At 48.2% G+C, this 24845-nt stretch carries 23 protein-coding genes; 7 read left to right on the top strand and 16 right to left on the bottom strand.

Annotated features, from left to right (window positions below):
• Positions 1-273 precede the first annotated feature (273 nt).
• The gene (locus ABXR35_RS16495) at positions 274-2157 is read left to right on the top strand and encodes a flagellar assembly protein A (protein WP_367062916.1); all 1884 of its coding nucleotides are present in this window, start codon (positions 274-276) and stop codon (positions 2155-2157) included.
• A gap of 309 nt (positions 2158-2466) precedes the next feature.
• Here the strand turns inward: ABXR35_RS16495 and ABXR35_RS16500 are convergent, their stop codons facing one another.
• From ABXR35_RS16500 to rph, 7 genes are all read right to left on the bottom strand, one after another.
• On the bottom strand, positions 2467-3342 hold the full coding sequence (locus tag ABXR35_RS16500) for an STM4011 family radical SAM protein (protein WP_367063498.1): 876 nt from the start codon (positions 3340-3342) through the stop codon (positions 2467-2469).
• A gap of 110 nt (positions 3343-3452) precedes the next feature.
• Complete coding sequence (locus ABXR35_RS16505) at positions 3453-4904, bottom strand: STM4012 family radical SAM protein (protein WP_436669381.1); 1452 nt, start codon at positions 4902-4904, stop codon at positions 3453-3455.
• 27 nt (positions 4905-4931) lie between these two features.
• Positions 4932-5717 carry an STM4013/SEN3800 family hydrolase gene (locus ABXR35_RS16510; RefSeq protein ID WP_367062918.1) on the bottom strand — a complete coding sequence of 262 codons (786 nt, stop codon included), beginning with the start codon at positions 5715-5717 and terminating at the stop codon, positions 4932-4934.
• 96 nt (positions 5718-5813) lie between these two features.
• The gene (locus ABXR35_RS16515; protein ID WP_367062920.1) at positions 5814-7217 is read right to left on the bottom strand and encodes an STM4014 family protein; all 1404 of its coding nucleotides are present in this window, start codon (positions 7215-7217) and stop codon (positions 5814-5816) included.
• On the bottom strand, positions 7190-8032 hold the full coding sequence (locus ABXR35_RS16520; protein WP_367062922.1) for an STM4015 family protein: 843 nt from the start codon (positions 8030-8032) through the stop codon (positions 7190-7192). The genes ABXR35_RS16515 and ABXR35_RS16520 overlap by 28 nt, the downstream gene beginning before the upstream one ends.
• Positions 8033-8303: 271 nt before the next feature.
• The gene (locus ABXR35_RS16525) at positions 8304-8936 is read right to left on the bottom strand and encodes an XTP/dITP diphosphatase (protein WP_367062924.1); all 633 of its coding nucleotides are present in this window, start codon (positions 8934-8936) and stop codon (positions 8304-8306) included.
• Positions 8933-9691 (bottom strand): ribonuclease PH, encoded by a 759-nt coding sequence (gene rph, locus ABXR35_RS16530; protein WP_367062925.1) that lies wholly within the window; start codon positions 9689-9691, stop codon positions 8933-8935. Before rph ends, ABXR35_RS16525 begins: the two co-directional genes overlap by 4 nt.
• 246 nt (positions 9692-9937) lie before the next feature.
• On the opposite strand from rph, the gene ABXR35_RS16535 reads away from it, so the two are divergent.
• A complete protein-coding gene (locus ABXR35_RS16535) occupies positions 9938-10516 on the top strand; it encodes a phosphatidylglycerophosphatase A family protein (protein WP_367062927.1) in 579 nt (192 codons plus the stop codon).
• A gap of 259 nt (positions 10517-10775) precedes the next feature.
• On the opposite strand, the gene ABXR35_RS16540 is transcribed toward ABXR35_RS16535, so the two are convergent.
• A complete protein-coding gene (locus ABXR35_RS16540; protein WP_367062929.1) occupies positions 10776-11438 on the bottom strand; it encodes a hypothetical protein in 663 nt (220 codons plus the stop codon).
• 313 nt (positions 11439-11751) lie between these two features.
• Here ABXR35_RS16540 and ABXR35_RS16545 point away from each other — a divergent pair, with 313 nt between their 5' ends.
• Both ABXR35_RS16545 and ABXR35_RS16550 read left to right on the top strand, forming a co-directional pair.
• Positions 11752-11937: a hypothetical protein gene (locus tag ABXR35_RS16545; protein ID WP_367062931.1), complete on the top strand. Its 186-nt coding sequence runs from the start codon at positions 11752-11754 to the stop codon at positions 11935-11937.
• The gene (locus ABXR35_RS16550) at positions 11934-12653 is read left to right on the top strand and encodes a DUF2306 domain-containing protein (protein WP_367062933.1); all 720 of its coding nucleotides are present in this window, start codon (positions 11934-11936) and stop codon (positions 12651-12653) included. The genes ABXR35_RS16545 and ABXR35_RS16550 overlap by 4 nt, the downstream gene beginning before the upstream one ends.
• Positions 12654-12832: 179 nt before the next feature.
• Here the strand turns inward: ABXR35_RS16550 and ABXR35_RS16555 are convergent, their stop codons facing one another.
• Both ABXR35_RS16555 and ABXR35_RS16560 read right to left on the bottom strand, forming a co-directional pair.
• Positions 12833-13816 (bottom strand): MBL fold metallo-hydrolase, encoded by a 984-nt coding sequence (locus tag ABXR35_RS16555; protein WP_367062935.1) that lies wholly within the window; start codon positions 13814-13816, stop codon positions 12833-12835.
• A 154-nt stretch (positions 13817-13970) separates the two neighbouring features.
• Positions 13971-14402, bottom strand: coding sequence for a hypothetical protein (locus tag ABXR35_RS16560; RefSeq protein ID WP_367062937.1), 432 nt, complete (start codon positions 14400-14402; stop codon positions 13971-13973).
• Between the two features lie 810 nt (positions 14403-15212).
• On the opposite strand from ABXR35_RS16560, the gene ABXR35_RS16565 reads away from it, so the two are divergent.
• Both ABXR35_RS16565 and ABXR35_RS16570 read left to right on the top strand, forming a co-directional pair.
• Positions 15213-15965, top strand: coding sequence for a DeoR/GlpR family DNA-binding transcription regulator (locus ABXR35_RS16565; RefSeq protein ID WP_367062939.1), 753 nt, complete (start codon positions 15213-15215; stop codon positions 15963-15965).
• Between the two features lie 82 nt (positions 15966-16047).
• Positions 16048-16338, top strand: a complete 291-nt coding sequence (locus tag ABXR35_RS16570; protein WP_367062941.1) for a hypothetical protein — start codon at positions 16048-16050, stop codon at positions 16336-16338.
• Positions 16339-16551: 213 nt separating this feature from the next.
• Here the strand turns inward: ABXR35_RS16570 and fba are convergent, their stop codons facing one another.
• From fba to iolA, 6 genes are all read right to left on the bottom strand, one after another.
• Positions 16552-17433 carry a class II fructose-1,6-bisphosphate aldolase gene (gene fba, locus ABXR35_RS16575; protein WP_367062943.1) on the bottom strand — a complete coding sequence of 294 codons (882 nt, stop codon included), beginning with the start codon at positions 17431-17433 and terminating at the stop codon, positions 16552-16554.
• 33 nt (positions 17434-17466) lie between these two features.
• On the bottom strand, positions 17467-18333 hold the full coding sequence (locus ABXR35_RS16580) for a sugar phosphate isomerase/epimerase family protein (RefSeq protein ID WP_367062945.1): 867 nt from the start codon (positions 18331-18333) through the stop codon (positions 17467-17469).
• A gap of 54 nt (positions 18334-18387) precedes the next feature.
• On the bottom strand, positions 18388-20301 hold the full coding sequence (iolD, locus tag ABXR35_RS16585; protein ID WP_367062947.1) for a 3D-(3,5/4)-trihydroxycyclohexane-1,2-dione acylhydrolase (decyclizing): 1914 nt from the start codon (positions 20299-20301) through the stop codon (positions 18388-18390).
• A gap of 37 nt (positions 20302-20338) precedes the next feature.
• Positions 20339-21319 carry a 5-dehydro-2-deoxygluconokinase gene (gene iolC / locus ABXR35_RS16590; RefSeq protein ID WP_367062949.1) on the bottom strand — a complete coding sequence of 327 codons (981 nt, stop codon included), beginning with the start codon at positions 21317-21319 and terminating at the stop codon, positions 20339-20341.
• 19 nt (positions 21320-21338) lie between these two features.
• On the bottom strand, positions 21339-22160 hold the full coding sequence (iolB, locus tag ABXR35_RS16595) for a 5-deoxy-glucuronate isomerase (RefSeq protein ID WP_367062951.1): 822 nt from the start codon (positions 22158-22160) through the stop codon (positions 21339-21341).
• Between the two features lie 105 nt (positions 22161-22265).
• Positions 22266-23741 carry a methylmalonate-semialdehyde dehydrogenase gene (gene iolA, locus ABXR35_RS16600; protein ID WP_367062953.1) on the bottom strand — a complete coding sequence of 492 codons (1476 nt, stop codon included), beginning with the start codon at positions 23739-23741 and terminating at the stop codon, positions 22266-22268.
• A gap of 336 nt (positions 23742-24077) precedes the next feature.
• Here iolA and ABXR35_RS16605 point away from each other — a divergent pair, with 336 nt between their 5' ends.
• Positions 24078-24830, top strand: a complete 753-nt coding sequence (locus tag ABXR35_RS16605) for a DeoR/GlpR family DNA-binding transcription regulator (protein WP_367062955.1) — start codon at positions 24078-24080, stop codon at positions 24828-24830.
• Positions 24831-24845 lie beyond the last annotated feature (15 nt).

The raw sequence follows: 24845 nt of genomic DNA on the forward strand, positions 1-24845 counted from the left end.
GCTTTTCGTGTTAAACTAAGAAAAAAATGTTCAAAAAAAGGGACTTTTTGTTCAAAATGAAGTTTAAATTGGGAAAATGTGTATTATAATAACAGTGTGTTTATTAATTAAATTACATACAGACTTTAATCATTCAATCATTGCACTCATTTTGGAAGCGTACACATAAACATACTGCATACAAGATACAGGTTTTCTGAACCATTTAAATTCAAGATTTCCTACAGTAAAATATAGGAAATATTCGGATGCACCTAACGGGAGGGATACAGAATGTCCAGGCCCATCTCTAACGAGGAACTGGGGCGTATGATTCAATCGGCTGATCACAATACCTCCGTATCCCTGAATACCCGGGAAGACGGACCTGCTGGCGACAGCAACAATGGCTGGATCAAAATCAATGACAATCGGATTCATGTGTTTTCACCGAAAGCAGGCGGCAAATTGGCGACCATTCGTGCTGTTCTGCCCGTTGCGCTGATTGTGAACGAAAATATCATTTCTGGCACTGCTCATGTAAGTGAAGAGGATATCGTCCATTGGGAGCTACAACACACACCGATGTTCGAAATCAGTGTGTCACCGGATCAAATGGAAGCGTATTTGACGCTGCATACTCGCGAGCGGTTTGAATGGACGCTGATTGATACACCAGCAGCGAACCAAATGATCGTGCGTGCGATGCCAGACAAGACGCGCATCGTGGATACGGTAGAATTTAAGCATGTAATGAATGCACTGGAGCATCGCGGCATTCGTAAAAATATTGATAAAGCTGCTATTCTTGGCGAATTGGAATCTCCTACTCATCAGCCTATAGTCATCGCACGCGGGCAAGCTTCTATTCCCGGCACGGATGCACGGTTGGAATTATTTTTCCCAGAAAAGATTGAAACGATCTTTCACGAAGCTGGGGGAATTGTCGATTATCGCAGTCATCGCCGTATTCCATCGGTACATGAAGGTGAGATTGTTGCCGCCAAACATGCGCCGATTCAAGGACTGCCCGGATTCGATGTATTTGGCAATGAACTGCTACCGCGCCCAGCACAGGATGTAGATGTAGTTGCTGGCGAATTTGCTGAGATGAATGACCACGGACAGATTGTAGCACTACGTCCGGGTCGCCCGCGTATGACGGGTAAAGGCAATCAGCATGTGATCGACATTTCCAATGCTTTTATCGTGGATGGCGATGTGGATCTGCGCACTGGCAATATCGTATTCGCTGGAGATGTGATCGTGAATGGCAATGTGACCGATCACATGATCATCGAGTCGCTAGGCAATGTGTATGTCCATGGGAATGTGTACAATTCGACCATTACGGCGACCGGAAGTATCTCTATTGAAGGGACAATTATTGGCGGGCGCATCTATTCCGGTTATTTTGGCGTGATGTTCAATCGCATGTATGCAGCTTCCAAGCAGCTAAGTCATGAGATTCGCCAGCTCGACCTAGCAGCGCACACACTGGCGGAGGAAGTGGCGGCGCGTCAACAGACGGTGCGCTATAGCCAGATGATTATGCTACTGATTGAACGCAAATTTAAAACGATTCCAGAGTTGTGCAAAGAGCTGTTGCAAGTATTCGCTAGCATTCAGCACGTGGACAGCCGTGAGTCGGAGCAGCTCAAGCATTATCTGCACTATTTTCTTCATTCCGGTGCTATTCTGGAGCAGGTGGATGAGCAGCAAATCGTATTGATTCGAGGGCTGCTGGATCGGCTGTATGCCAGTGTATCCAGTATGCAAGAGATTGAGGTTAATATTGAGCTATTTCGCTGCCAATCGAGCCAAATCAAGTCGAATGGCGATATTGTAATTACGCATGAAGGCGTCATGCAGAGCGAATTGTATTCCGCAGGCAGTATCGCTTTTATGAAAGAGCAGTCGATCTGCCGTGGTTCGCGTCTACATGCGGAAGACCGCATTATTGCAGGCATGGTCGGCAGCGATGCGAATGCGGGCTGCATTTTGCAGGCGAAGCAGCAGGTGTATGTGAAAAAGCTGTATAACGGCTATATTATGATTGGCGATTATCGCCATCATGTGTTTGAACCAGTCGAGGATCAGCTGTTTGATATGGAGTATATGCAGAGTCGCCCGTTGTTCAATGCAGCAGGAACGGCAATGCAGAATATATCGCATTGAAACGAAATGATAGATGCGGAATGGATGAACAGGTGTGAATGGCAAGCTAGCAAGTATTCCATACCTATAAATACAAAAGCAGGCAACTGGTGATGCTCACCAGCTACCTGCTTTTTTTACATAGTACGGATGCGTTTCGTATGTTTGGTGCTTTTAATACTTTTCATGCTTTTGGTGCTTACCGTTCTTATCGTCGTTGTACCGCCTGTCATTTTGAGTGTGATTTCTTTTGCCCACCATTCATTACAGGAACGTAGGCGCTGTAAGCACTTGAGCGACAGATCTTCATTCATCATTTCCATCTCACTGTTATAATTGCGGCACTGCTCGGTATGCTTCTGGAATCCGCTCTAGCAGACCATTTCCATATAGCTGGCTGAACGGTTGCTCTGGCATATGAATATAGCCGATATAACAACCGCAACGACTCATTCCGCACGGACGCTTTTCCGCCATTTGCTCCAATTCATGTCGGTAGATATTGCCGATGACGCGCTTGTCTTGATAACAGCGCTTCACCATTCCATTTCCTTGCACATAAAAGACCTGCTCACCTGCTAGACAGGATTGCCCCAAGCTGTCATAGTCTTTTAGATTATGAGCAAAATAAGGATCAATCTGCTGCAAATACTCTACTTCGCCGGGACGATAATAGTTGGGGCGATCTTTGAACGCATTAATCCATACATATACATCGTCTGGCAAACGGTCGCGGAGTGAAGCAATCGCTGTAAACGATTCACGCAAGCCTACTGTACCCGCACTAAAGGCAATGCCCTGTTCGTACAGTGTCATGCACTGTTTCACAAATCGCTCCTCCGTCGTCTCGCCCGGATGATACGTTGCCCAGAATGCAGTTTTGTCACGCTGCAAGGAAGATGTCCAATCCAGCTTGACCGACAGATTCGTCTGAATCGCAATCTTATCCACATGTGGCAGATGAGATAGCTCTACCATCGCCTGACGATACCAGCTATGCACCAGCCCTTCGCCATATGGATTAAAAAAGATCGATAGCCGATGCCCTCGACTTTTCTGCTGATGCACCCAGTCTACGAACGTATGCAATTGCTGACGATCGCGTGCCAAGGTTTCGCGGCTATCCACTCTTTTGCTAAATGGGCAGTAAGGACAAGCGTAATTGCAGGATGATAGACTGCCGCGATAATACACCGAAGCTGTCATGCCTGAAGATCCAAAGCTGTCAGGTCGAGATAAAACACCTGCTTGTTCACGCTGCACAAACGGGGCAGAAGCTGACGACGAACCGGATGACGATAAGGACGACTCATGACTCATACGCCCTCATACCCTTCCATTAACGCATACACATCCGGTGAGATCAGCCAATCACCAATACTGTCCGACAATGCCATACCACGCGAAGTTAGACGCAGGATCGTATCATATTCCGATAGCGTCGCTACGGAATCCGCCACTGCTCCCTCTATCGATTCGCTTCCTGATGCGGATGTAGGTATCCAATCAGCAAGCCCGGTCCAGACTAGCTGCTTCAGCTCAGGCAGATCGTCAAGCAGCCAGCTGCCAAAGCGTTCATAATACTGTAGCTGCTGCAATCCCTCACGATGCAGCAAGGCTTTTAATACAAAGCGACGGCGACTTTCCTGTTCATTCAGTACAAAGCCATAATCAGCCGTATCATACCGTTCAGCTGCAACATAATCGGCAATGATGCTACGTGTTGCTGCTGTCGTCACGCCATAGCGAGAGGCGTAATGCACATGGCGTGTGTAAGAACGCGCGCCACAGCCCAATCCGACCATCCCTTCCTCCTGACAACTATACGGCAGCAGCGATTTGGTCGAATGAAATGGACGGGCAAAGCGGCGCATCGAATATTGAATATAGCCTGCCTGCTGTAATCGCTGGCATGCTGCTTCATACAGCTGCATCCGCATATCATGCTCCAATCCCGTATGACCGGGCTTGAGGATTGTATTCTCGCGGACGTATAACGGATACAGGAAAATCTCGCCCGGTTCAAATTCCAGCGCCTGCTCTAGCGAATACAACCATGAGTCCACCGTTTGCCCCGGTAGACCGTAGATCAGATCGACATTGAGCAGCGGAAAATCATACTGCTTGAGCATGACGAGCGCTTGACGTGCTAGATCTGGGTTTTGAGGACGATAGATTGCTTTGCTCTCCTGCTCGATAAAGCTCTGGATGCCCATACTGATCCGATCCACGCCCCAGCCTTTTAAGATCTCCATTCGTTCTTCCGTTACCGTCTCTGGCGATGTTTCCACCGAGATTGAGGAGGTACGCACATCCAGCCCCATAATATCCTGTGCAATCACGAATAACCGATTCAATTGCTCTGGTTCTAGCAGGGTCGGCGTTCCCCCACCGATAGCAAACCGTGAAAAAGGGCTGCCCGCCATGATCGGCGCCCATTGCATCGCCTGTCGTTCCAGCGCATCCACATACTGCTTATGTACATCCACTCTTTTGTCAGGCAGGGTAAACAAATTGCAAAATCCGCAGCGTGCGCCGCAAAACGGAATATGCATATACAGAAAATAACTATCCAGCTGCTCCTGCTCCCACAGCTGCTGCAATGGATAGGGAGGATTCAATTCACGATACGCCGTCTTATGCGGGTAGGAATACAGATAGGAACGATACGGTGCAGCCGATAGCTGCTGTTCCCACTCCCGCAATTCGGATGTCCATTCGTGGGGTGCCAGCGCGCGCAGCGGCGGGTTCATTTGCTTCTGCATCATGAGATCACACTCCTCCGGTTTACTAGTTTACAGAAAAAATTCGCGATAAGGCACATTCCAGACGACCTCATGCGCCAGACGATGCCCTTCATATCCATCCTCACCATACGCTGTTCCATGATCGGAAAAGACCAGACACAGCACGGGACGTTCCCGTTCGCGCAGAGCAGTGAACAATCGTCCCAATTCACCATCCACATAACGTAGCGCAGCACGCTGACTATCCACCGAATCGCGGCGGTTGTTGGGGATATAATAATGATTTGGTCCGTGAATCGCAGACACATTCATAAACAGAAATAGCTTTTCCTGCTCCGATATGCCGTCCAGCAGCTTTAGTGCATGATCCACCTGATTGGCGGTCGAATTGGGATTCGTCACACCAAAGTTCATCCGCCAATAGCTCTGTTGAAAATATCCCGGCAATACGCGGGACAGCTTGTTTTTTTTCGTAAAAAAGATAACGCCACCGATACAAATCGTACGGTATCCCTCTTGGGCTAGCCCGCTGACAATATCCGGTGCATCGAATAGCCAAGTGTTCGGATGAGTGCGCAGCCCGCTATGTTTCCCGTGAAATAAACGTACATGCGAGGCTTTGTCCGTATTGGCGGGTGTAGGCAAAAATCCGCCAAAAAACGCATGATGCGCCGCATAAGTAAAGCTGCCCGGCGTATGCCGCTTTTCCCAAGCACCAGTTCCGCACAGATGAGGGCAGTTGTCCTGCTCCAATACGGCGACATCATAACGAAGCGTATCTAGCGTAATCATCACAATATCATGACTGCCTACGATTTCATTCATATTCAGCATACGTACCTATTTCCTTTCCTTCTCGTCCATCATGGTCATCTGGCTGCATGCGGATAGATTCGTTGCTGCATGATTGCTCAATGATCGGCTGTCTGCTTATTGTTCCAATCGCAGCAGGCAATCCAACTCCCACTCATACGGACTCAATCCGTGATGACGCACATGATACAGCAGGTCGCCAAACGGATTCACATCCATAATGAGCGGATGACCGCCATGCTGCGGCACCAGCACATCCATCCCTGCGCAAAATGACCCTTTAAAGCAAGATAATGCTTGCATCGCTACCGCTGAAATGCCCTTCACCGTCTCTGGTGGCAATTGGCAATCCTCAAGCAACATTCGTTCATTACGTAAATGCAAATTGGTGATCGGCGTCCGGCTTAGACGTGCTACGGCATGTCCCGCTCCTTCGCGGCAAACCAGCTGACGCACATCATACGCTTTCCCGCTCATCATGTCTTTGCTGACCCAGCGCTCCACATGAATGCCCTCAATTGCCAGCCAATCCACAATCCGCCGAATATCATCCTGCTGCGTGTAGCGAATCAATCGCCCGGAATTGTAAAACACATACTCGCCATGTACCTGCTCCATCCCAATCGTGGTCATGGCAATCTCCGCACCTGTATGCGGCTGATACTGATACGCGATCACACCAGATGCCGCCGAGCCGCAAAACAGCTTGATAAATACACGCCGCGCATATTGCTGCTTCATCATCCTATGCAGATGCTCATAGCCAGTAATACCCAAATGCTCATCCCCCGCTATAAAGGAGGTGGGATTGGCAGTATGCAGCGATTGACGAAGCTTTTCAGCATACAAAGGATCATTGGTCTGCTGCAGATTCCGCCATTCTGGTTGATCCAATGCAGATAGCATCGGCGGCACTGCTACTCCGGCAGTAGCCAGATGCTGCGAGCATGCCCGTTTATCAAACATCAGCGCGACGTCAGCTGGCGTATTCAGCCAGCGCGCCTGTGGTACATACAGATTCACCTGCCGCTGCAACCACGATAGCAATCGGCAATAGCCCCGAAACCATTGAGCTGGATAAAAGATACGTCCGTGCTGAGGCGGTAATGTTCTCGCCTCGGCTGCTGTAATGCTATGCCCTTCGGTCAGCCGATGCAGCGGCACGAGTTCATCATTGCTCCACCCCTCCGCATCCTCTGCCCCCAACGCAATCAAGCCACGTTCGACAGCAAAATCATCGCCCGGTGCATCCAAACGTAATAGTAAGGGCTGTTGCTCATCCGTTAATACCACCTGCTGACGACTACTCATACCTTCCATTACTTCTGGCAAGGACTCCTGAGCACGAATCGCATGCAGCAGCCGTACATACGGCACTTCCAATGCAGCGGCGCGCCCATGATGAGACAACGCCTGTTGCCAGCCTGCCGTTCGCTTATTGCCCGGATTGCCAAACAGAATGTGGTTGGTTGTACGAGATAACGTCGCTGTCATTACTCCGTCAGCGCCGGATAGCGCCACTCCTCGCCTAGATCCTGCTGCTCATCCAAACTCACATGAAGACCAGTACCACGCCAGCGATTCAGCATATCATCAGACATATAATGATAGCTCAGATTCAAATGCTTAAGCTTACGAATATGCTCGCTGTTGATGAGCGCCTCAGCACCTTTGTCAGATAGCGTGCCTTCGGATAAATCCAGCTCTTCCAGTTGGGATAATACAGGTGCGTTCGCTGCGGCAATCGCAATCTCATCCTGCAATTCACTATCCTTCAAACCAAGCGATGTCAGCTTTGGAAACGGATTATTGTTCAGAAACGGCAGAATATCCTGCTCCAGATCGCCGTCGAATCCGTAATCCTCTACACCAAGATACAGCTCCAGCTTGCGCAGCTCTGGCAATGTGCCATGATAGACAGCTTGCAGCACACTCGCTGGCAACCCACCACAAATAATGCTCAATTCCTTCAGATTGTGGTGCTCTAGCGGATTCAGTTCCAGATCGGTACTGCCTTTGATAATAAATGTTTCTAGCTGCGGATACGCAGACAGAAGCGGGCCTAGATTGCTCTGATTGATCCACGATACTTCACATTCTTCAAAGCTCATATCCCCGATAAACAGCTTGCGTAAATTCGGAAAGGAGCCACTAGATTGGATCAATGTTGGCAAAAAGTCATCCGGTGACTGCTCATACGCCGCACCCCAGTCTCCAATAATCAGACTGGTCAAGGCATTGCTTTTCTCCGAATCGGCAGCCAGCTCCTCGATCATCGGTGCCAGCCTCTTCCCGTCCTCATGCGCATCAAAATCAATACTCAGCTTCACTTCCATAATATGTACATCCTCCTGTCACACCGGATGACCGGCATAGTATGCTGCTACTTCCAATTTTACAATAAGGCAATTGTCGAAATCAAAGAATACCGTTTCACCATATCTACCGGATGTTAAAAATAAAAGCCATGCTGCGGTGACGATACTTCTGCTCATTTGCATTTCATTTTCCTGTCTCTGCCTGCATGAATTGCGACGAAAAGGGAATGAACGGCAATGAAGCATGAAGCGGTCTCCCGCGCATGGCTTTGCTTGTTCTTGTATCCAGTTATACTTCCAATTGCAGCTGAGCGATCAGCTTACGCAGCGCAGCGCCACGGTGACTGATGCTTTGCTTTTGTTCCATCGTTAGATCCGCCATCGTCTTCTGCTCGGTTGGCAGGTAAAACAACGGATCATATCCAAAACCGCTATTACCGGATGGCGTAGCAGTAATCCAACCTTCGACCGTACCTTCCGCCGTCCACGTCTGGTGGCTAGACGGATCGTACAGCGCCAGACTGCATACAAACCGTGCTGGACTAAGCAGCGGTTGCTCAGTATCTTCGCCTAGCTGTAATTCCTCCAGCGCACTTAGCAGCTTAGTATTATTATCCGCATCGGTTGCCTGCTCACCCGCATAACGTGCGGAATAGACGCCGGGTTCACCATCCAGACGATCTACACACAAACCAGAATCGTCCGCCAGCACTGGCACGCCGAGTGCATCGGCAACTAATTTGGCTTTTTTGAAGGCATTTTGGGAGAAGGTTACCCCATCTTCCACAATCTCCGGCAAATCGGGATAATCGAACATACTGCGCACCTCAAAGCCCAGCGTGGCAAACGCATGTGCGAATTCCTTCACCTTGCCTTTATTTTTGGTTGCTACAATGACGATATTGCCGGAAAGGACACTCATACCTGTGCTCCCGCCTGACCAGAGCTGATTTTCAATGCAATCGGCCCTAAAATTTCTTTTTGTGCTTCGATCATAGTCAGTATGCCCTGCTCACCAAGCTCCAGCATCTGATCTAGCTCTTTGCGGTTGAATGGACGTTCTTCGCCTGTGCCTTGCAGCTCGACGAATTCGCCTTTGCCCGTCATAACAATGTTCATATCGACTTTGGCTTTGGAATCCTCTTCATAGTTCAGATCCAGTACTGCACGGTCGCCCACGATGCCTACGCTGACCGAAGCCAGATAATCCGTAATCGGGAAACGAGCCAGCTTATGCTGAACCGCCAGCTTGTCCATCGCTATAGCCAGCGCCACAAATGAACCAGTGATGGACGTGGTGCGTGTACCACCATCCGCCTGAATGACATCGCAGTCCACAGTAATCGTACGCTCGCCAAGTGCTTGCAGATCGATAACCGAGCGCAGCGCGCGACCGATCAGACGTTGAATTTCCATCGTGCGTCCGCCCAGTTTGCCTTTGGCAGCTTCACGCTGATTCCGCGTTTGTGTTGCGCGTGGCAGCATGGAATATTCTGCGGTTACCCAGCCTTTGCCCTGTCCCTTCATAAAATGCGGAACCCGTTCTTCTACCGATGCGGTGCACAGTACTTTCGTGTCGCCAACTTCGATATACACGGAACCTTCCGCGTATTTGTTCACATTGGGGGTTATTTTCAAGGGGCGCAGCTCATTTTGCTGCCGTCCGTTGATTCTCATAGTTGTATGCCTCCTGCTTCTTATTCGCATTCTTATTTTAACAAACATGGGTTGTAAAAGCACTCTAATAAAGTGTGGGGTGCTAAATGATTCGATTGAGGATGAACGATTTATTGAATGACGTTCGGGAGTTAGATCGCGTGATTGGTAAGTGGGGGCTGGGTGATTGGGTTGGTTGGGGGGATGAGGTTTAAATATGGTATAGGTACGTCTATGTAGGAATTGATGCAGAAAGAGGCGATGATAATGGATAGCAATTCTTCGGGGAAAATGCCGTATCGTTTAAGCAGTTTGAATGTGGAGCAGGCGACGTTGGAGTGGTTGGAAAAGCGTGGGGTTAGTATTCGGGAGATTGGGGAATTGGTGTTGTTTTTGCAGCAGGGATATTTTCCAGATCTGACGATTGAGGAATGTGAGCAGAGCGTGAAGAAGGTACTGATGAAGCGTGAGGTGCAAAATGCCCTATTGACGGGTGTGCAGCTGGATATTCTGGCAGAGCAACGGCAATTGATCTCTCCGCTTCAGGAGATGATCGAGAATGACGAAGGGCTGTATGGCGTGGACGAGATTTTGGCGTTTGCGATTGTGAATGTGTATGGCAGTATTGGATTTACGAATTATGGGTATATTGATAAGCTGAAGCCGGGCGTGCTGGGACGGCTGAATGATAAAAGTCTAGGGCCGATTCATACGTTTTTTGATGATATTGTCGGGGCGATTGCAGCGGCAGCAAGTAGTCGCATTGCGCATGGACGACGGATGGAGCAGGAATTACAGCAGGATACGGGAAGTATGAATTTGCCAGAAGATGATGAAACGACATAAACGTTCATTGATGTGTGTGATGTATGCTTGAACCGTATAGGATTGCAAATAAGATGTGGAATGTGAGCTGTGCGATCTGTACAACGACTTCCGCATTAATTCCAATCATCCAAAAAAACCGCTAGTTTCTTTGCCGATGTATGACAGCTACATTCACGAAAGGTGAGCGTAACGATACATACAAGATGCAAAGAAGCAGGCGGTTTTCTTATGTTCCAATCATTGATGATTATCGCGACTACATAGATGAATAATAGACTTAACGCATGATTGTATGCGATTCTTCGTCATGTTGATCATGGGCGTCTGTATTACGATTACTTAGCTTGATGTCAGGGCTACGCAGATTGAATTTGCGATGTTGGCGCGCCTTATGCTTGGCTTCACTGTCGCTAGCAAGAGAGCGTAGCACGATCAACCAGACGAGACATAATGCAGTAAATACATAGACCAGAAGTAACGATAGCAGCCCTTCGTAATTACGGGTGGATAGTCCAGACAGCATGAGCAGTCCGAGTGTCGGAATCAGCAGTGCCGATAGAAAACGCGGCGGCAGGCTGGCACCATTGCGGCGCGATGCAAGCAATGACGGTACGATATAAGCAAGCGTTGTATAAAAAGCAATCAGCGCGAATCCGTTACTGAGTCTACCTGCATAAGTGGTAAACGGAATCAGCGCGGCGGACCAGCCCTGATAAAAGGCAATATTGATCACACTGATGACCCCTTGCACAATAGTGAGCCACAGTCCCAGGTAAACGAGAACCGAACGAATTCGGTACCAGTTCGCTCCCTTACGTTCCACCAAAATGGCCAGACTACCAAACAATCCGATCATGGCGCTGACCAATAAGGATAAATAAGCGACCAAACGTAGTCCCTGTACTGCGATATCAATCCATGTGCTGTCTGCATTGTTCATGATGATGGCCCCTTTCATCTCCGGGCTGAAATAAAACATACGGCGTTGAAGCGTTATAGGTAGTTTACGTTCGGTAGCTTAATTCCTGATGAAATTGGACTTAATTCCAGTTAAATCTCGACGAGAATCACAAATGTTGTATGCTATAATCGAACGAGTATACAAGCGGAACGGAAATAGGATCGCACAGCTTGCGCCTGATCATAGAGCCGCGGGATAGCTTTGTTATGCGGCTGCGGCAGACTAGAAAAGATGAACGTTGAGGGGACATGACTATATGGCGGACGAAAAAACCGGAAGGAACCGGCATGTATTGTTTACAATAAAAAATACGCGGGATATGAAACCGCAGATACATAATTTGCAGTCTACCATTCGTCATACCGAAATTCAACTGGACCACCAGAGATCGTCGTCAGATCAGCATCGGCAGGTAGAATCGTTTTTGACTTCTACGCGTCATGCGCTATATCAGCTGACCGAGCAGCTTGGGGCATGATGTTGACTACATTGTGGAAGCACCACCTAGTCAAAATGGTTCCTCGCAGCACATTGCCGCTATTGATTATCCTTACGACGCTCTATAGCATTCATACGCTTTATGCCAATCTGATTGCCGATCCCCAAGCGGCGGATTTTCTAAGTCAGAAAACAGGTGCAAACCAACCGCCTCATCTGCCGCTGTGGCTGAATATTATGTACATTCATGTGATAGCAGCTTGTCTAGCGCTGGTGGGTGGTGCATTTAATTTCTCATCATATCTGTTACGTCGTTATCGCCGCTGGCATCGGGTGAACGGGTACATGTATGTGATCGCGATTCTGGTGGTCGATCTGACATCCGGTTATCTCGCTCCTTATGCGACTGGTGGCAAGGTGACTAGTATTCCCTTTAACCTCGTCAATATCGCTTGGATTTGGATCACGATTACAGCGCTGGTGCAGATCAGAAAGGGCAGATGGCAGCGTCATCGTCGCTGGATGGTGCGCAGTTATTTATTTTGCTTTACGAATATGTTTATTCACAGTCTAGAATGGCTGTGCCAGCATGTGGTGGGATTGAATCTGCTGACCAGTTATATTATCGGTGTGTACGGGGCGATTGTACTCAATATAGGTATTGCGGAATGTATCAATAGAATCTGGTTACGCGAATCAATGGATGTAGAGGATCAGGCGAAAGCGAAGGATGAGCATCGTTATCCGTCGTCCTGATCGACAACTATCCAAAAGAGCGGCAATCGTACTGCATATCAGGATGGTATCATCTCATGATATGCAGTACGATCGCCGCTCTATTTTTGTTATGCCTTGCTATCTCTATATACGCAATAGACTGCATGATGGAGAAATCCAACAGTCACTAAAACTCTTATCCTTGCCTTCCTACCGTATCAAGAGATAACGGAGTATAGGATATGACCGTTCTGCTCCTCATGCCGGATTCTGCCGCAGCGCTCTAATTCGTTCAAATGTGCTAGCGTTTCTGACATGGCGAACCGTAGCTGATGCAAGGATAATGTGCTATTGAACAAACCGACGCAAATGTCGTATGCGCTAGATGGATGCTGACGCAGCATATGCTCCATTTTGTCTAACCGCTCACTATGATGCTCCAGCAGCTTAATCGTACGCTCCTGAAAAGCAGTAAATGGACGCCGATGACCGGGGTAAGCCTGCGCTACTTCATATTTGCCTAGCTGACGCAGTCCCTCCAAATACAAATGCAGCGGATGTGGATCACTGCCCGGAATAAGGCTAATATTGGGCGAAATTTGCGGCAGGACAGCATCGCCGCAAAAGATAATTTTCTGCTCTGGCTCGTAAAAGGAAATATGCCCCGCCGCATGACCCGACGTTTCAATCGTTTCCCATGTACGTCCGCCCATTTGTAGCGGTTGTCCGGGTACAATGATCGACACCTGCGGCTGCGGCGTCACCTGCGGGATAAAGCTATGTAGATGCTCCGGCAGCTGCGAGGTAATCTCATTTGGCATACCATGACGAGCAAATTGCCCGACCAAATCATGCGCCGCTGTACTATCCAGCCCCCAAGAGCGAACCGCTTCCGCCAGCGCTCGCTGCGATAGCCATACCGGAATACCCGTCTGCTGCTGAAACCAACCCGACAAACCGTAATGATCGGGATGATGATGGGTTAGCACAACGGATTGCAGCGCCGACCACGGAATCTCCAGCTGCTTCAACACATCCTGCCAAGCCTGCTCATTATCAGGTGTACGTGGTCCGGGGTCGATCACACTCCATCCGTCCGGTCCGCCCACCAGATAGCTGTTCACCCAGCGCAGCGGATAGGACATCGCTATTTTGACCTGAATAATCTGATGTTCCCCATATGTAATTTCCGGCAATTGCATACTCTCCATCCCTCCACTATTCCAAATACAGACAGCATATCATGTTCCTTAGCGAAATTAAAATCCAACACAAAAACCCTTCTATCCTCACCGTCTGCCCTTCAGCAGCAGGTGAATATTAGAAGGGTTTTTCTCGTCTTCGTACTTTCATCGCTCAATAACTTTCTTCCCAAGGATTGAACATTTCGTGTTTGAAGTAGGTAGCATCTGCAGACTTTTCGTCCCAGCTCCATGTTTTTTGGCTTGCTTTTTCCAGCTCTTCACTTTTGATTTCGCGAATTTGATCCAGAATTGTGTAGTCTTTGCCCATCTCTTTTTGATGTTCCCAGATAACGAACATGATGCTGTCGAGGCTATCGCCATAACCAACTACATGTACACGACCAGCAGGATCATTCAGACCTACATTCAGGAAATCATTGGTGACGATGTATTTATCGTTTTCCATATGATAAATAGCTGCCCATTGCTCCAGCTCGTTTTGATTTTTGGAAGTCTCCGTGCTTTCTACAAAGCGGAACCAACCGCCGGAAACAGGTTTTGCTTTCTCCATAATTTTAACGTCTGTCAATTGATTGTAATTCATTAGGTTAGCCCCCTCGATTTGCTTTACATGTAGTTTAACTCAAAATTAGGTTTTTTACAATTAATTTGTTTAAAATATTTTAGGTTGCAACATTTAATGTGATATTCTATTTATCGGAAGATTTTTGAAGAAGTTTATAGTTTCTTCCTCTTTTTCGTGTTTTTCCGACAATTTATTTGGCGAATATTGTTTTTGTTTGTGACTTAAGTATGCCTCTGGAACCAGTATTTCCACAATAGGAAATGGTTCTTAATACTTAATAGTAATGAGATGTATACTTCCTACTCCTTGCTAGCGGATGCGCGATTGCGCTATTACTATATTTATAACCACAGCCCGCCAGCTCAATCCCTTACAGGGAATTTAATCAAATTTGAACAAAATTTCGGGACGTTTTTATGCATATTACCCCTTTTTTACCATCCTAATAAGGAACGTATACATATTATTCGTACACAAGCGCATTTTGGTTTACAAATTTGAAGTTTTTGTCGAAACATTCACATGACTATTGCTACCTTCCTATCTTCCTATTCCTGATTTCCTGGTAGGAACCTTTTGTAGTAAATCCGCTGTAAACTAGCGTAAATACGATTGCATTTTTCCTGTATCTCTTCTAATTTTGTGCTTATTATTCAGCATGGAGCGAGTAAAAAACACGCTTTTGCTTTTACAATTGGCTAGCTAGGTTTAAAATAGGTGTATGTTGGACATCTTGAGAATATATGCCCTACCTTTCTATAGATATTGTTTTCCTGTTGGATAGGAAACGTAGTGAAATCGGAAAATTCATTTTAGGAGAATCAACACATGATCAAAACGCAACGTATCAATCAGATCAAGGAATATGTATTTGAACACGAATCGGTCTCACTCGAAGAACTGGTCGACCATTTTGGTGTCTCCAAAAATACGATCCGCCGTGATATTCGCCCGCTGGTAGACTCCGGTATTTTGAAGAAGGTATATGGCGGGGTATCGGTCAATCATTCGACCCTTGTCGTCTTTCACGAACGCAAAGATCAGAATCTAACCAAAAAGCAGGAAATCGGACGGCTCGCTGCGCGGTATGTGGAAGATGGAGATGTGATCTTTGTCGATTCTGGTACGACGACGCTGGAGCTGTTACCGTATATTCAGGATCGCCAATTGACAGTGGTGACGAACAACTTCGATTTTATTCATGGAGCCAAAGGGTATCCGAATCTGACGATCTTCTCGACAGGCGGTATGTTTGAGCGCAAAACGGACTCATTTGTTGGCTTTCAGAGCGTGGAGTTGCTGGGCAAATACAATATTAACAAGGCATTCGTCGCTTCAACTGGCATCTCGATTGTGAATGGGGTGACCAATTCATCGCCTATGGAGACGGATTTGAAAAGCACGGTGGTGAAGAAAAGCTCGAATGTGCTGTTGATGATTGATGATAGTAAGTTTGATAAGTATGCGCTGACGACGTATTGTGCGCTGAGTGAGATTGATTATTTGATCACGAATAGTGTGCCTGGGGATGAGTATGTGCAGTATGCGGGGCAGCATGGTATCGAAATTGTAACGCCTTGAGATGGGTCGTTGCTCCTTGGGTTTGGGATTTGGTCGCTTGGAGGGGAGAACGCTTCGGAAAAGGATAAGGGAACGGACTCCGGTGGAGCCGCGGGAATCTACTGGATTAGGAGAGAAGGTAGATTCCCGCCCCTCCAAAGTCGTCCTTTTCCCTTATTCCCTTTCCTTCGCTCCGCACGGGTGGCGACTTTGGTGGAAGGGCGGGAGCAAATACCCGTCTTATGGCGTTTTGTGGGCGGGCAGGGAAAGATTTAAAAGCACAGCACAAGCACAAGCACAAGCACAAGCACAAGCACAAGCACAAGCACAAGCACAAGCACAAGCACAAGCACAAGCACAAGCACGGGTAAGTGTAAAAAGCTTAGTCGAGTGAGCAATAGTAGAATGTGTAGAGATATATAGAAGGAAAAGCAGCGGTCTATATCGCTTCTGAATATAAAAGGTCGGCGGGTGATGGCGACTTTTTTGTCAGGAGAGGTGGATATGGACGGCTGCTTTTTTTGTTGGTTGTAGGTGTAGATTGATTATGACTTGGTAGTTGCGTATGGGTTTGGCATGGGTTTCTTTGGTGATGGTGTTGCTTTTGTTACTCTGCGAGTTGGGTGGAGACGGTGGCTGCTTTGCCGGTGGAACGGAACTCGCGAATTTTGGCGCGGACGCTATCCTCGATCGCTTGGCGGGCGGGGGTGAGGATGGTGCGCGGTTCGGTTGTGTCGGGATCTTGTTCCAATGTGCGTCGCAGCTGGAGTGACCAGGCGGTGACGCTTTCGGTGTTAATGTTGACTTTGGCGTGACCGAGTTGGATAGCGCGGGTCAACTGGTGCAGTGGAATACCGGATGCGCCATGCAGCACAAGCGGGATGCCGATAGCTTTTGAGATGGCTTCCATTTCGGTAAAGCCTAGCTTGGGCTCGCCAATGTATTTGCCATGCACGGAGCCGAGTGCAGCGGCAAGTGCATCAATGCCCGTTTCGTTTACGATACGTACGCACTCGTGTAGATCAGCATACTGGATACCGCCGATTAGACCGTCCTCCATTCCTCCAACGGTGCCGACTTCGGCTTCAACGGATACGCCATATGGTGCAGCATATTCGACAACCTGACGGGTCTGCTGAATATTGAGGTCGATTGGACCGTGTGAGCCGTCAAACATGACAGAGGTAAACCCAGCATCAATCGCTCGCAGACACCCCTCCACGGTTTTGCCGTGATCCAGATGCAGCGCAACCGGCACGGTAATGCCCTTTTCTTCGACCAGCACGCGAACGAGTGTGGCAATGGTACGATACCCGCCTAGAAAATCAATCAGTCGGTCGGAAGCGGCAACGATCACCGGCGCCTGCTCCGCCTGTGCCGCATCTAGAATACCGTGTACCCACGACAGTCCATTCACATTAAACTGTCCAACCGCATACTGTTCCTGCTTCGCCTGTTGCAGCATTTCTTTCATGGATACCAGAGTCATGCTATGCCCCTCCCCATCCGGCTTTGGCTGATATTACATCAGACCAAGCCCTTCCTTCATCTTTTTCAGCATAATGGCACTTGATTCTTCAGCGCGATCGCTATAGGCAAACACAGAATTGGTCGCAATGCCGTCAAATTTCATCTCACGTAGCTTGCGGAACAAGGTGTCAAAATCGACATCGCCTTCACCGATATTCAAATGCTGATGCACGGTTACCTGCGCATCCGGTGGATTCACGATATAACGCAATCCGTAAGCAGCTTTGTGGTTAAATGTATCTGCGAATAGAACATGATCCAGCAGATCACCGGCATCGTCGAGCATTTTGGCAATATCGCCGATTCCATCATCGTAAAAGAACGTATGCGCGACGGAATATACTAGCTTGATCCAATCACGATCCAGCGCACGGATCATATCGAGCGCACCGGTATTCGTTTCGATAAAGTCGTATGGATGCGCCTGTAGATTTAGACGTACCTTTTCCTTTTCAAATACTGGAATCAGCTCGTCCATGGATTTGATAAACTTCTCTTCGGATGCTTGCGCTTCGTATTTGGAGCCAGTAAATTCGCTATTCACCAGATCAACATCCAGCTCTACGGCAATCTCAATCGCGCGTTTCCAGTTACGGACGGCAGCTTGTCGCCGATCCTCATCCGGTCCTGCCCAGTGCTGCATCGGCAAAATGGACGATAGCTTCAAGCCCGCTTCACTAAGCCACTTTTTCAGCTGCTTGATCTTGTATTTATCCACACGCGGATATTTATAAAATGGTAAGAAATCTTCGCGCGGCGACAGCTCAATGTATTCATAGCCCATATCGGCTACTTTAAAAATCGTCGCCTCCAGTGAATGCGAATCACGGAAATGGGTCGGATCATAAGCAAGTTTCATGAATCGTTCCTCCTGCAATATGGGATGGATTGTGTAACTATGGCGATGGTTGGATTAGTACGATTTGGAGTTTTCCAGCATTTTCTCTTTATGGGCATGCGCCTTGCGAATACTTTCCTTCTCAGACACTTCTGCTACGCCCACATGCCACCAGCTATCGTAGCCATCGCTCATCGTTTTGGGCAGTACCTTCATGTCGATCAGTGTACAGCCGTCATGCTGCTTGGCATCCGCTACGGCGGCTTTGATCTCCTCGACCGTATTGGCGCGGTATACCTTGGCACCGTACGCTTCTGCGATTTTGGCATAATCAATATTTAGAATCTGATGATCGGTGTTACGGAATTCGCAGAAGAATGTACCCCCGCCATGATCCATTTGCAGGTTATTGATACAACCAAAGCCGGAGTTGTCGAACAACATGATATTGATCTTCTGCTTGTACTGAATCGCCGTAATCAACTCAGAGTGCAGCATCAGGAAGCTGCCATCACCCACCATGGAATATACTTCGCGCTCTGGATGTGCTAGCTTGATACCCAGCGCACCAGACACCTCGTAGCCCATACAGGAATACCCATATTCTAGATGGTACGTATTCGGTGCTTCGGGATTCCATAGACGCTGTAGATCACCTGGCAGGGAACCAGCAGCGGAAACAACGATGCTATCCTTGTCCACCGCATCGTTGATAGCAATCAGCGCATTGGTTTGCGGCAATTCCGTTTGTAGTGCATCCGCATATTCGTTTAGCGTCTGCTGGTCAAAATGGTTTTTGATCTCAGGCACGAAGTTATCGCGGTTAAATGTCACTTCAGCCAGACGTGCGCGCTCGGCGTTCCATTCCTCTTTTAGCGTCGCAATGCTGCTACCAAATTCACTGCGGTAGCCTTCCAGACGGTTATGTAGGGCAATCAATGCACGCTTGGCATCTGCCACTACGCTTACCGCATCCAGCTTGTACGTCTGCATTCGGCTTACATTAATATTGAGGAAACGCGTGCGATCGAAGTCGAACGCCGTCTTGGATGAGGTGGCAAAATCGGTATACCGCGTACCGATGCCAATGATCAGATCCGCTTCGCGTGCCGCTTTGTTCGCTGCCAGTGTACCGGTAATGCCCATGCCGCCCAAATTGTTGGCAAAGGTGTATTCTACCGTCGATTTGCCTGCCTGCGTCTCCACCAATGGAATATCGTACGCTTCGGAAAAGGCGATCAATTCATCGCGCGCTTCCGAATACTTCGCACCGCCGCCGACCAGAATCAGTGGCTTTTTGCTGCTGCGAATCAGTTCAGCCGCTGCTTCCAGTTCACGCTCGCTCGGCTCGCGGCGATCCATATAATGCACCCGTTTTTGGAAAAAGGCTTCCTCATAATCGTACGCTTCACCCTCGGTATCCTGACAAATACATACCGTTGCTGGACCACCCTGCGCGGGATCGGTCAGTACTTCAAAGGCACGGATCAAGCTACTCATCAGCTGCTCGGGACGCGTAACCCGATCCCAATAACGGGACACTGGCTTCAGTGCATCATTGGTTGTTACAGCGGCGCTGTACTCCTGCTCCACCTGCTGCAAGACTGGGTCTGGCTGACGGGTAGCAAACGTATCCGCTGGCAGCAACAGTATTGGAATATTGTTCGCTAATGCTGTTCCGGCTGCGGTCACCAGATTGGCAGAGCCGGGACCAGACGATGAGGATACAGCATAGATTTTCTGGCGCAGCTTTTCTTTGCTGTAGGCGATGGCGGCGTGCGCCATGCCTTGTTCGTTTTTGCCCTGAAATATTTTCAGATGACCAGCATCCTGCTCCAGCGCCTGACCAATTCCCAGTACGTTACCATGACCGAAGACGGTGAAAATACCTTCAACAAAAGGCGTTTCCTTGCCATCGACAGAGATATACTGCTGGTTCAAAAACTTGATCAGTGCTTGCGCGGTCGTAAGTCGGATTTTGTTTCCCATAGAAGTCTCCACCTTCGGTTAAAATGATGAGTCTGGATTAGGATTGGATGACCGGCTGCTGCGAAATCAGTGCTTCGATCTCATGCACGGTAGGCATCGCGTCGGACGAGCTGTGCTTACTAACAACGATGGATGCAGAAGCGCTGCCATATTTGAGTGCGGTTTCGATGTCTTTACCGCGAATGATTGCGTACAGAAAGGCGGACGCATAGGAATCGCCTGCACCGAATGTTTTTAGCACTTTGGTTTTGTAAGCGTAACCACGATAAGTTTCACCAGTGCTTGTATAAGCGTATGAGCCTTCTACACCATGCTTGATCACGACCAAACTGACACCCTGCGCGAACAATGTTTGGGTTGTTTGCTCATTGGAGCCATTCAAGGCATTCTCCATCGCATCGTATTCGTCGCGTGTACCGATAACGATATCGCTCTGCGCGGCAACGAGTGAATAATATACTGCCGTTTCGGCTTTGGATGTCCATGTATATGGACGATAATCCAGTTCAAAGGCGACTTTGACACCATTGCGACGTGCATAATGGATCGCCCGCAATGTCGCTTCACGGGAAGGGCTTTTCGCCAGTGCAGTACCGGAGATCAGCAGCAGCCCTGCCTGCTTGATATACGCTTCGTCAATCTCTTCCGGTCGCAGATACAGATCAGCCACATCGTCACGATACATCAGGATGCTGCACTCATCAGGGCTTTTGATTTCGGTAAACGCTAGCCCAGTCTTATGCCCTTCCTCATCAACAACGAAATGGGAAGCATCAACGCCTGCCAGTTCCATATATTTGCGGATAAAGCGTCCATGCTGGTCATCTGCGATCTTGCCAATAAAGCCCGTCGTTAATCCAAGGCGAGCGGCACCGATGGCAATATTCGCTGGTGAACCACCTACATATTTGGAAAAGGTCATCGTTTCTTCCATGGGACGGTTGTATTCGACAGCATTCAGGTCGATACATGCCCGTCCAAGGGTCACAAGCTCAAAACGTGGGGTCTTGTCAGTCATTAGGTTCAGCGCTCCTTTATCAATCGCGATTCAGAATCCATTCATGATCCGGGTCATTGTAGAATTTCCAGATACGTTTCGGACCTGCCATTACATTTAAATAGTAGGAAGTGTATCCGTCCGGCACACCTACGGGATGATACCCCGCTGGAACGATCACCACATCGCGGTTCTCCACCGCCATCGTCTCGTCCAAACTACGATCATCCGTATACACGCGCTGGAACAGAAATCCTTGCGGCGGGTCGATCTCATGATAATACGTTTCCTCCAAAAATGACTCGTCTGGCAGCTGGTCACGGTCATGCTTGTGCGGCGGATAACTGGAGAAGTTGCCGCCTTCCGTATACACCTCCACCACGAGTAAGCTGCTGGCGGAAGGATCATTGTCTGGCAAAATGTCATGGACGGTGCGCTGGTTGTTGTATTTGCCGCGTTTGACGATACCGACATCGGATGCGGGCAGCAGCTTGGTCGGCAAAGCTTCTAGCGATGGCGAATAGCAAAGCGCTACCGTTGCACCAGAAATGCCTTCTACAGTGAACGATTTGCCACCAGCAATAAATACGCTGTCTGTTGGCTTACGTTCAAATACGCTGTTACGCGTACCAATCTCAGCAAAATGATGATCACCCTCCGTCACGGTAATCTTGCCAGTGACAGCAACGATGCAGCATTCTTCCGTATCCAGCGTTTCTTCATAAACAGCTCCATCCGTCAGATCAAGCAATTTGAAGCCTACATATTCAAGCGGTGCATTCGACGTAAGTACTTCCTGTACAACGGTAACGCCTGTTTGCGGCGATGCAGATTGCGGTTTGCGTAACAGATGACTGGTCACTTTGTACCCTCCTGTTGGCTTGAAGCTGATTTATAGTTCAGTTCGCTGCACGAAGCGTCATGTGCAAGATGTATGACGCTTCCGTGTAGCAACAATGGGATGTAATTATTCGAAGTCAGGTTGTGGATAGCGAGCAGTTACGACCTTTTTACGTGTATAGAAGTCTACGCTGTCTTTGCCGTTGGCATGTAGTGTACCGTAGAACGACGATTTCCAGCCTGAGAATGGGAAGAATGCCATTGGTGCAGGAACGCCCAGATTAATACCCAGCATACCAGCGTCGATATTTTCACGGAAATATCGGATCGCATTTGCATTGGAGCTGAACAGACACGCGCCGTTTGCAAATTCCGAACGATTGGCGATCTCGATCGCTTCTTTCAGGTTTTTGACGCGAATGACAGATAGTACTGGCGCAAAGATTTCGTCTTTCCAGATCGTCATATCCGGTGTGACATTTTCAAAAATTGTTGGGCCGATAAAATAACCATCGTCGGACATACGCTCACGACCGTCGGTCAGCAACGTAGCACCCTCTGCAATACCTTTTTCAATATATTGAATGGTGCGCGTTTTGTTCTCTTCACGGATAACCGGCCCAAGGAATACACCATCGTCCAGACCGTTACCAATCTGTACATTGATCGCACGCTCTTTCAGCTGCGCAATAAATTCGTCAGCGATGCCGTCCTCTACCGTTACAACCGCACATGCCATACAGCGTTCGCCTGCGGAACCGAAAGCAGCGGAGATAACGTTCGTCAGTGTATCATCCAGATTTGCATCGTTCAGCACAATGGTATGGTTTTTGGCACCAGTGAGCGCTTGGACACGCTTGAGATGTTCACTGCCTTTTTTGTATACATATTCTCCAACTGGCTTAGAGCCGACAAAGGAGATTGCTTTGATCTCTGGATGCTCCAGTACGCCATTCACCACATCATGAGCGCCGTAGACGATATTGAATACACCATCGGGCAATCCGGCTTCGGAGAACAGTTCAGCCAGCTTTTCGGTCAGTAGTGGCGTACGCTCCGACGGTTTTAGGATGAATGTGTTGCCGAGCGCAATCGCCATCGGGAACATCCAGCAAGGCACCATCATCGGGAAGTTGAATGGAGCAATTCCGCCGACCACACCAATCGGGTAACGGTAGTTGGCTGCTTCTACGTCTGTAGCGATGGATGCGAGCGAGTCGCCCATCATCAGAGTCGGTGCGCCAGCAGCAAATTCCACGTTTTCAATACCGCGTCCGACTTCGCCGAGTGCTTCCGTTAGATTTTTGCCATTCTCTAATGTGATCAGACGAGCCAGTTCTTCTTTGTTCTGGCTGAGCAATTGCTGAAAGTTGAACAAAATGCGCGCACGTCTTGGTACAGCCACCTGCTTCCATTGTTCAAACGCTTGGCTGGCAATCTGTACAGCGTGCTCGACATCCTCCTTCGTGGAAATCGGAACCTGACAAATCAGTTCTTTGGTCGCTGGATTGTAAACGTCTTCATATACGGTTGTATTACTCTCCACCCATTTGCCACCAATGTAGTTTTTCAACTTACGTGCCGTGCCTGTCAATGTGGTCATGATTGAACTCCTCTCAACATTGCGGAATGTAAATGAATAGGTACGCATTTTGTATTTGGTTATATCTTGGTCATATTTGTATGATATACAACAAACAAATCATCGTCAACCCTATTCCATCGCCAAACTTGATCATTTTGTTGGAACATTTTAATATACATGCGAAAAACCCTTTTAAATCAAGGTGTAACAGGGTTTTTACAGAGTAAAAAATCTATCTTTCCACTCTTCATTCCTCGCTTCATTTGACACATGCTAATAAATTGATAATCATATATTGATTATATTTTGGTTATATTTTATATTAGTATCATCAAATTTTATAGGAGAATGTCTATGAAAGCGAGACGTCTACAGGATATCGAGGAATATATCCACTCACAGAAGAGCGTCACACTGGATGAACTGTGCGTACGCTTTGATGTATCCAAGAACACGATTCGCCGCGATATTAACCAAATTGTCCAAAAGGGCTCCATCGAAAAAGTATACGGTGGCGTGACATCCGCCAGTGAGCTTGTTCCATTTGAGAATCGGAATATCCGCAATCAGTCCAAAAAGAACGAAATCGGACGACTAGCTGCCGCCTGTATTGAAGCACATGACCTGATCTATATTGATTCTGGCACAACCACACGCAATATTATTGATCATCTCGACCCCATGCTGCCGCTGACAATTCTGACCAATAGTTTGGATGTGATCAATGGCGTGGCGGACATGCAGCATATTACGCTATTAGTCATCGGCAACACGTATAAGCCGAAGACGCGTTCCTTTGTTGGCATGGACAATCCGCTGTCTCTTCAAAAGTACAATGTGACCAAAGCATTTATGGCGGCAACAGGTGTCAGTATGACGCACGGCTTGACCAACTCCGATCTGCTGGAATACGAGATCAAAAAGGTGATCGCTGAAAAGGCGCAAAAGCTGATTCTGCTAGTAGATAATAGCAAATTAGGCAAATCGACACTGCTCACCTATGCAACATTGCAGGATGTAGATATTCTGATCTCATCCGATCCGCTGGATCATGATTATCGCAGCTTTTGTGAGGAGCATCAGATTACGCTACAATACCCGTCGTAATAGCTAGCCCTTATT

The organism is Paenibacillus sp. JQZ6Y-1 (assembly GCF_040719145.1).
Lineage (GTDB): Bacteria > Bacillota > Bacilli > Paenibacillales > Paenibacillaceae > Saccharibacillus > Saccharibacillus kandeliae.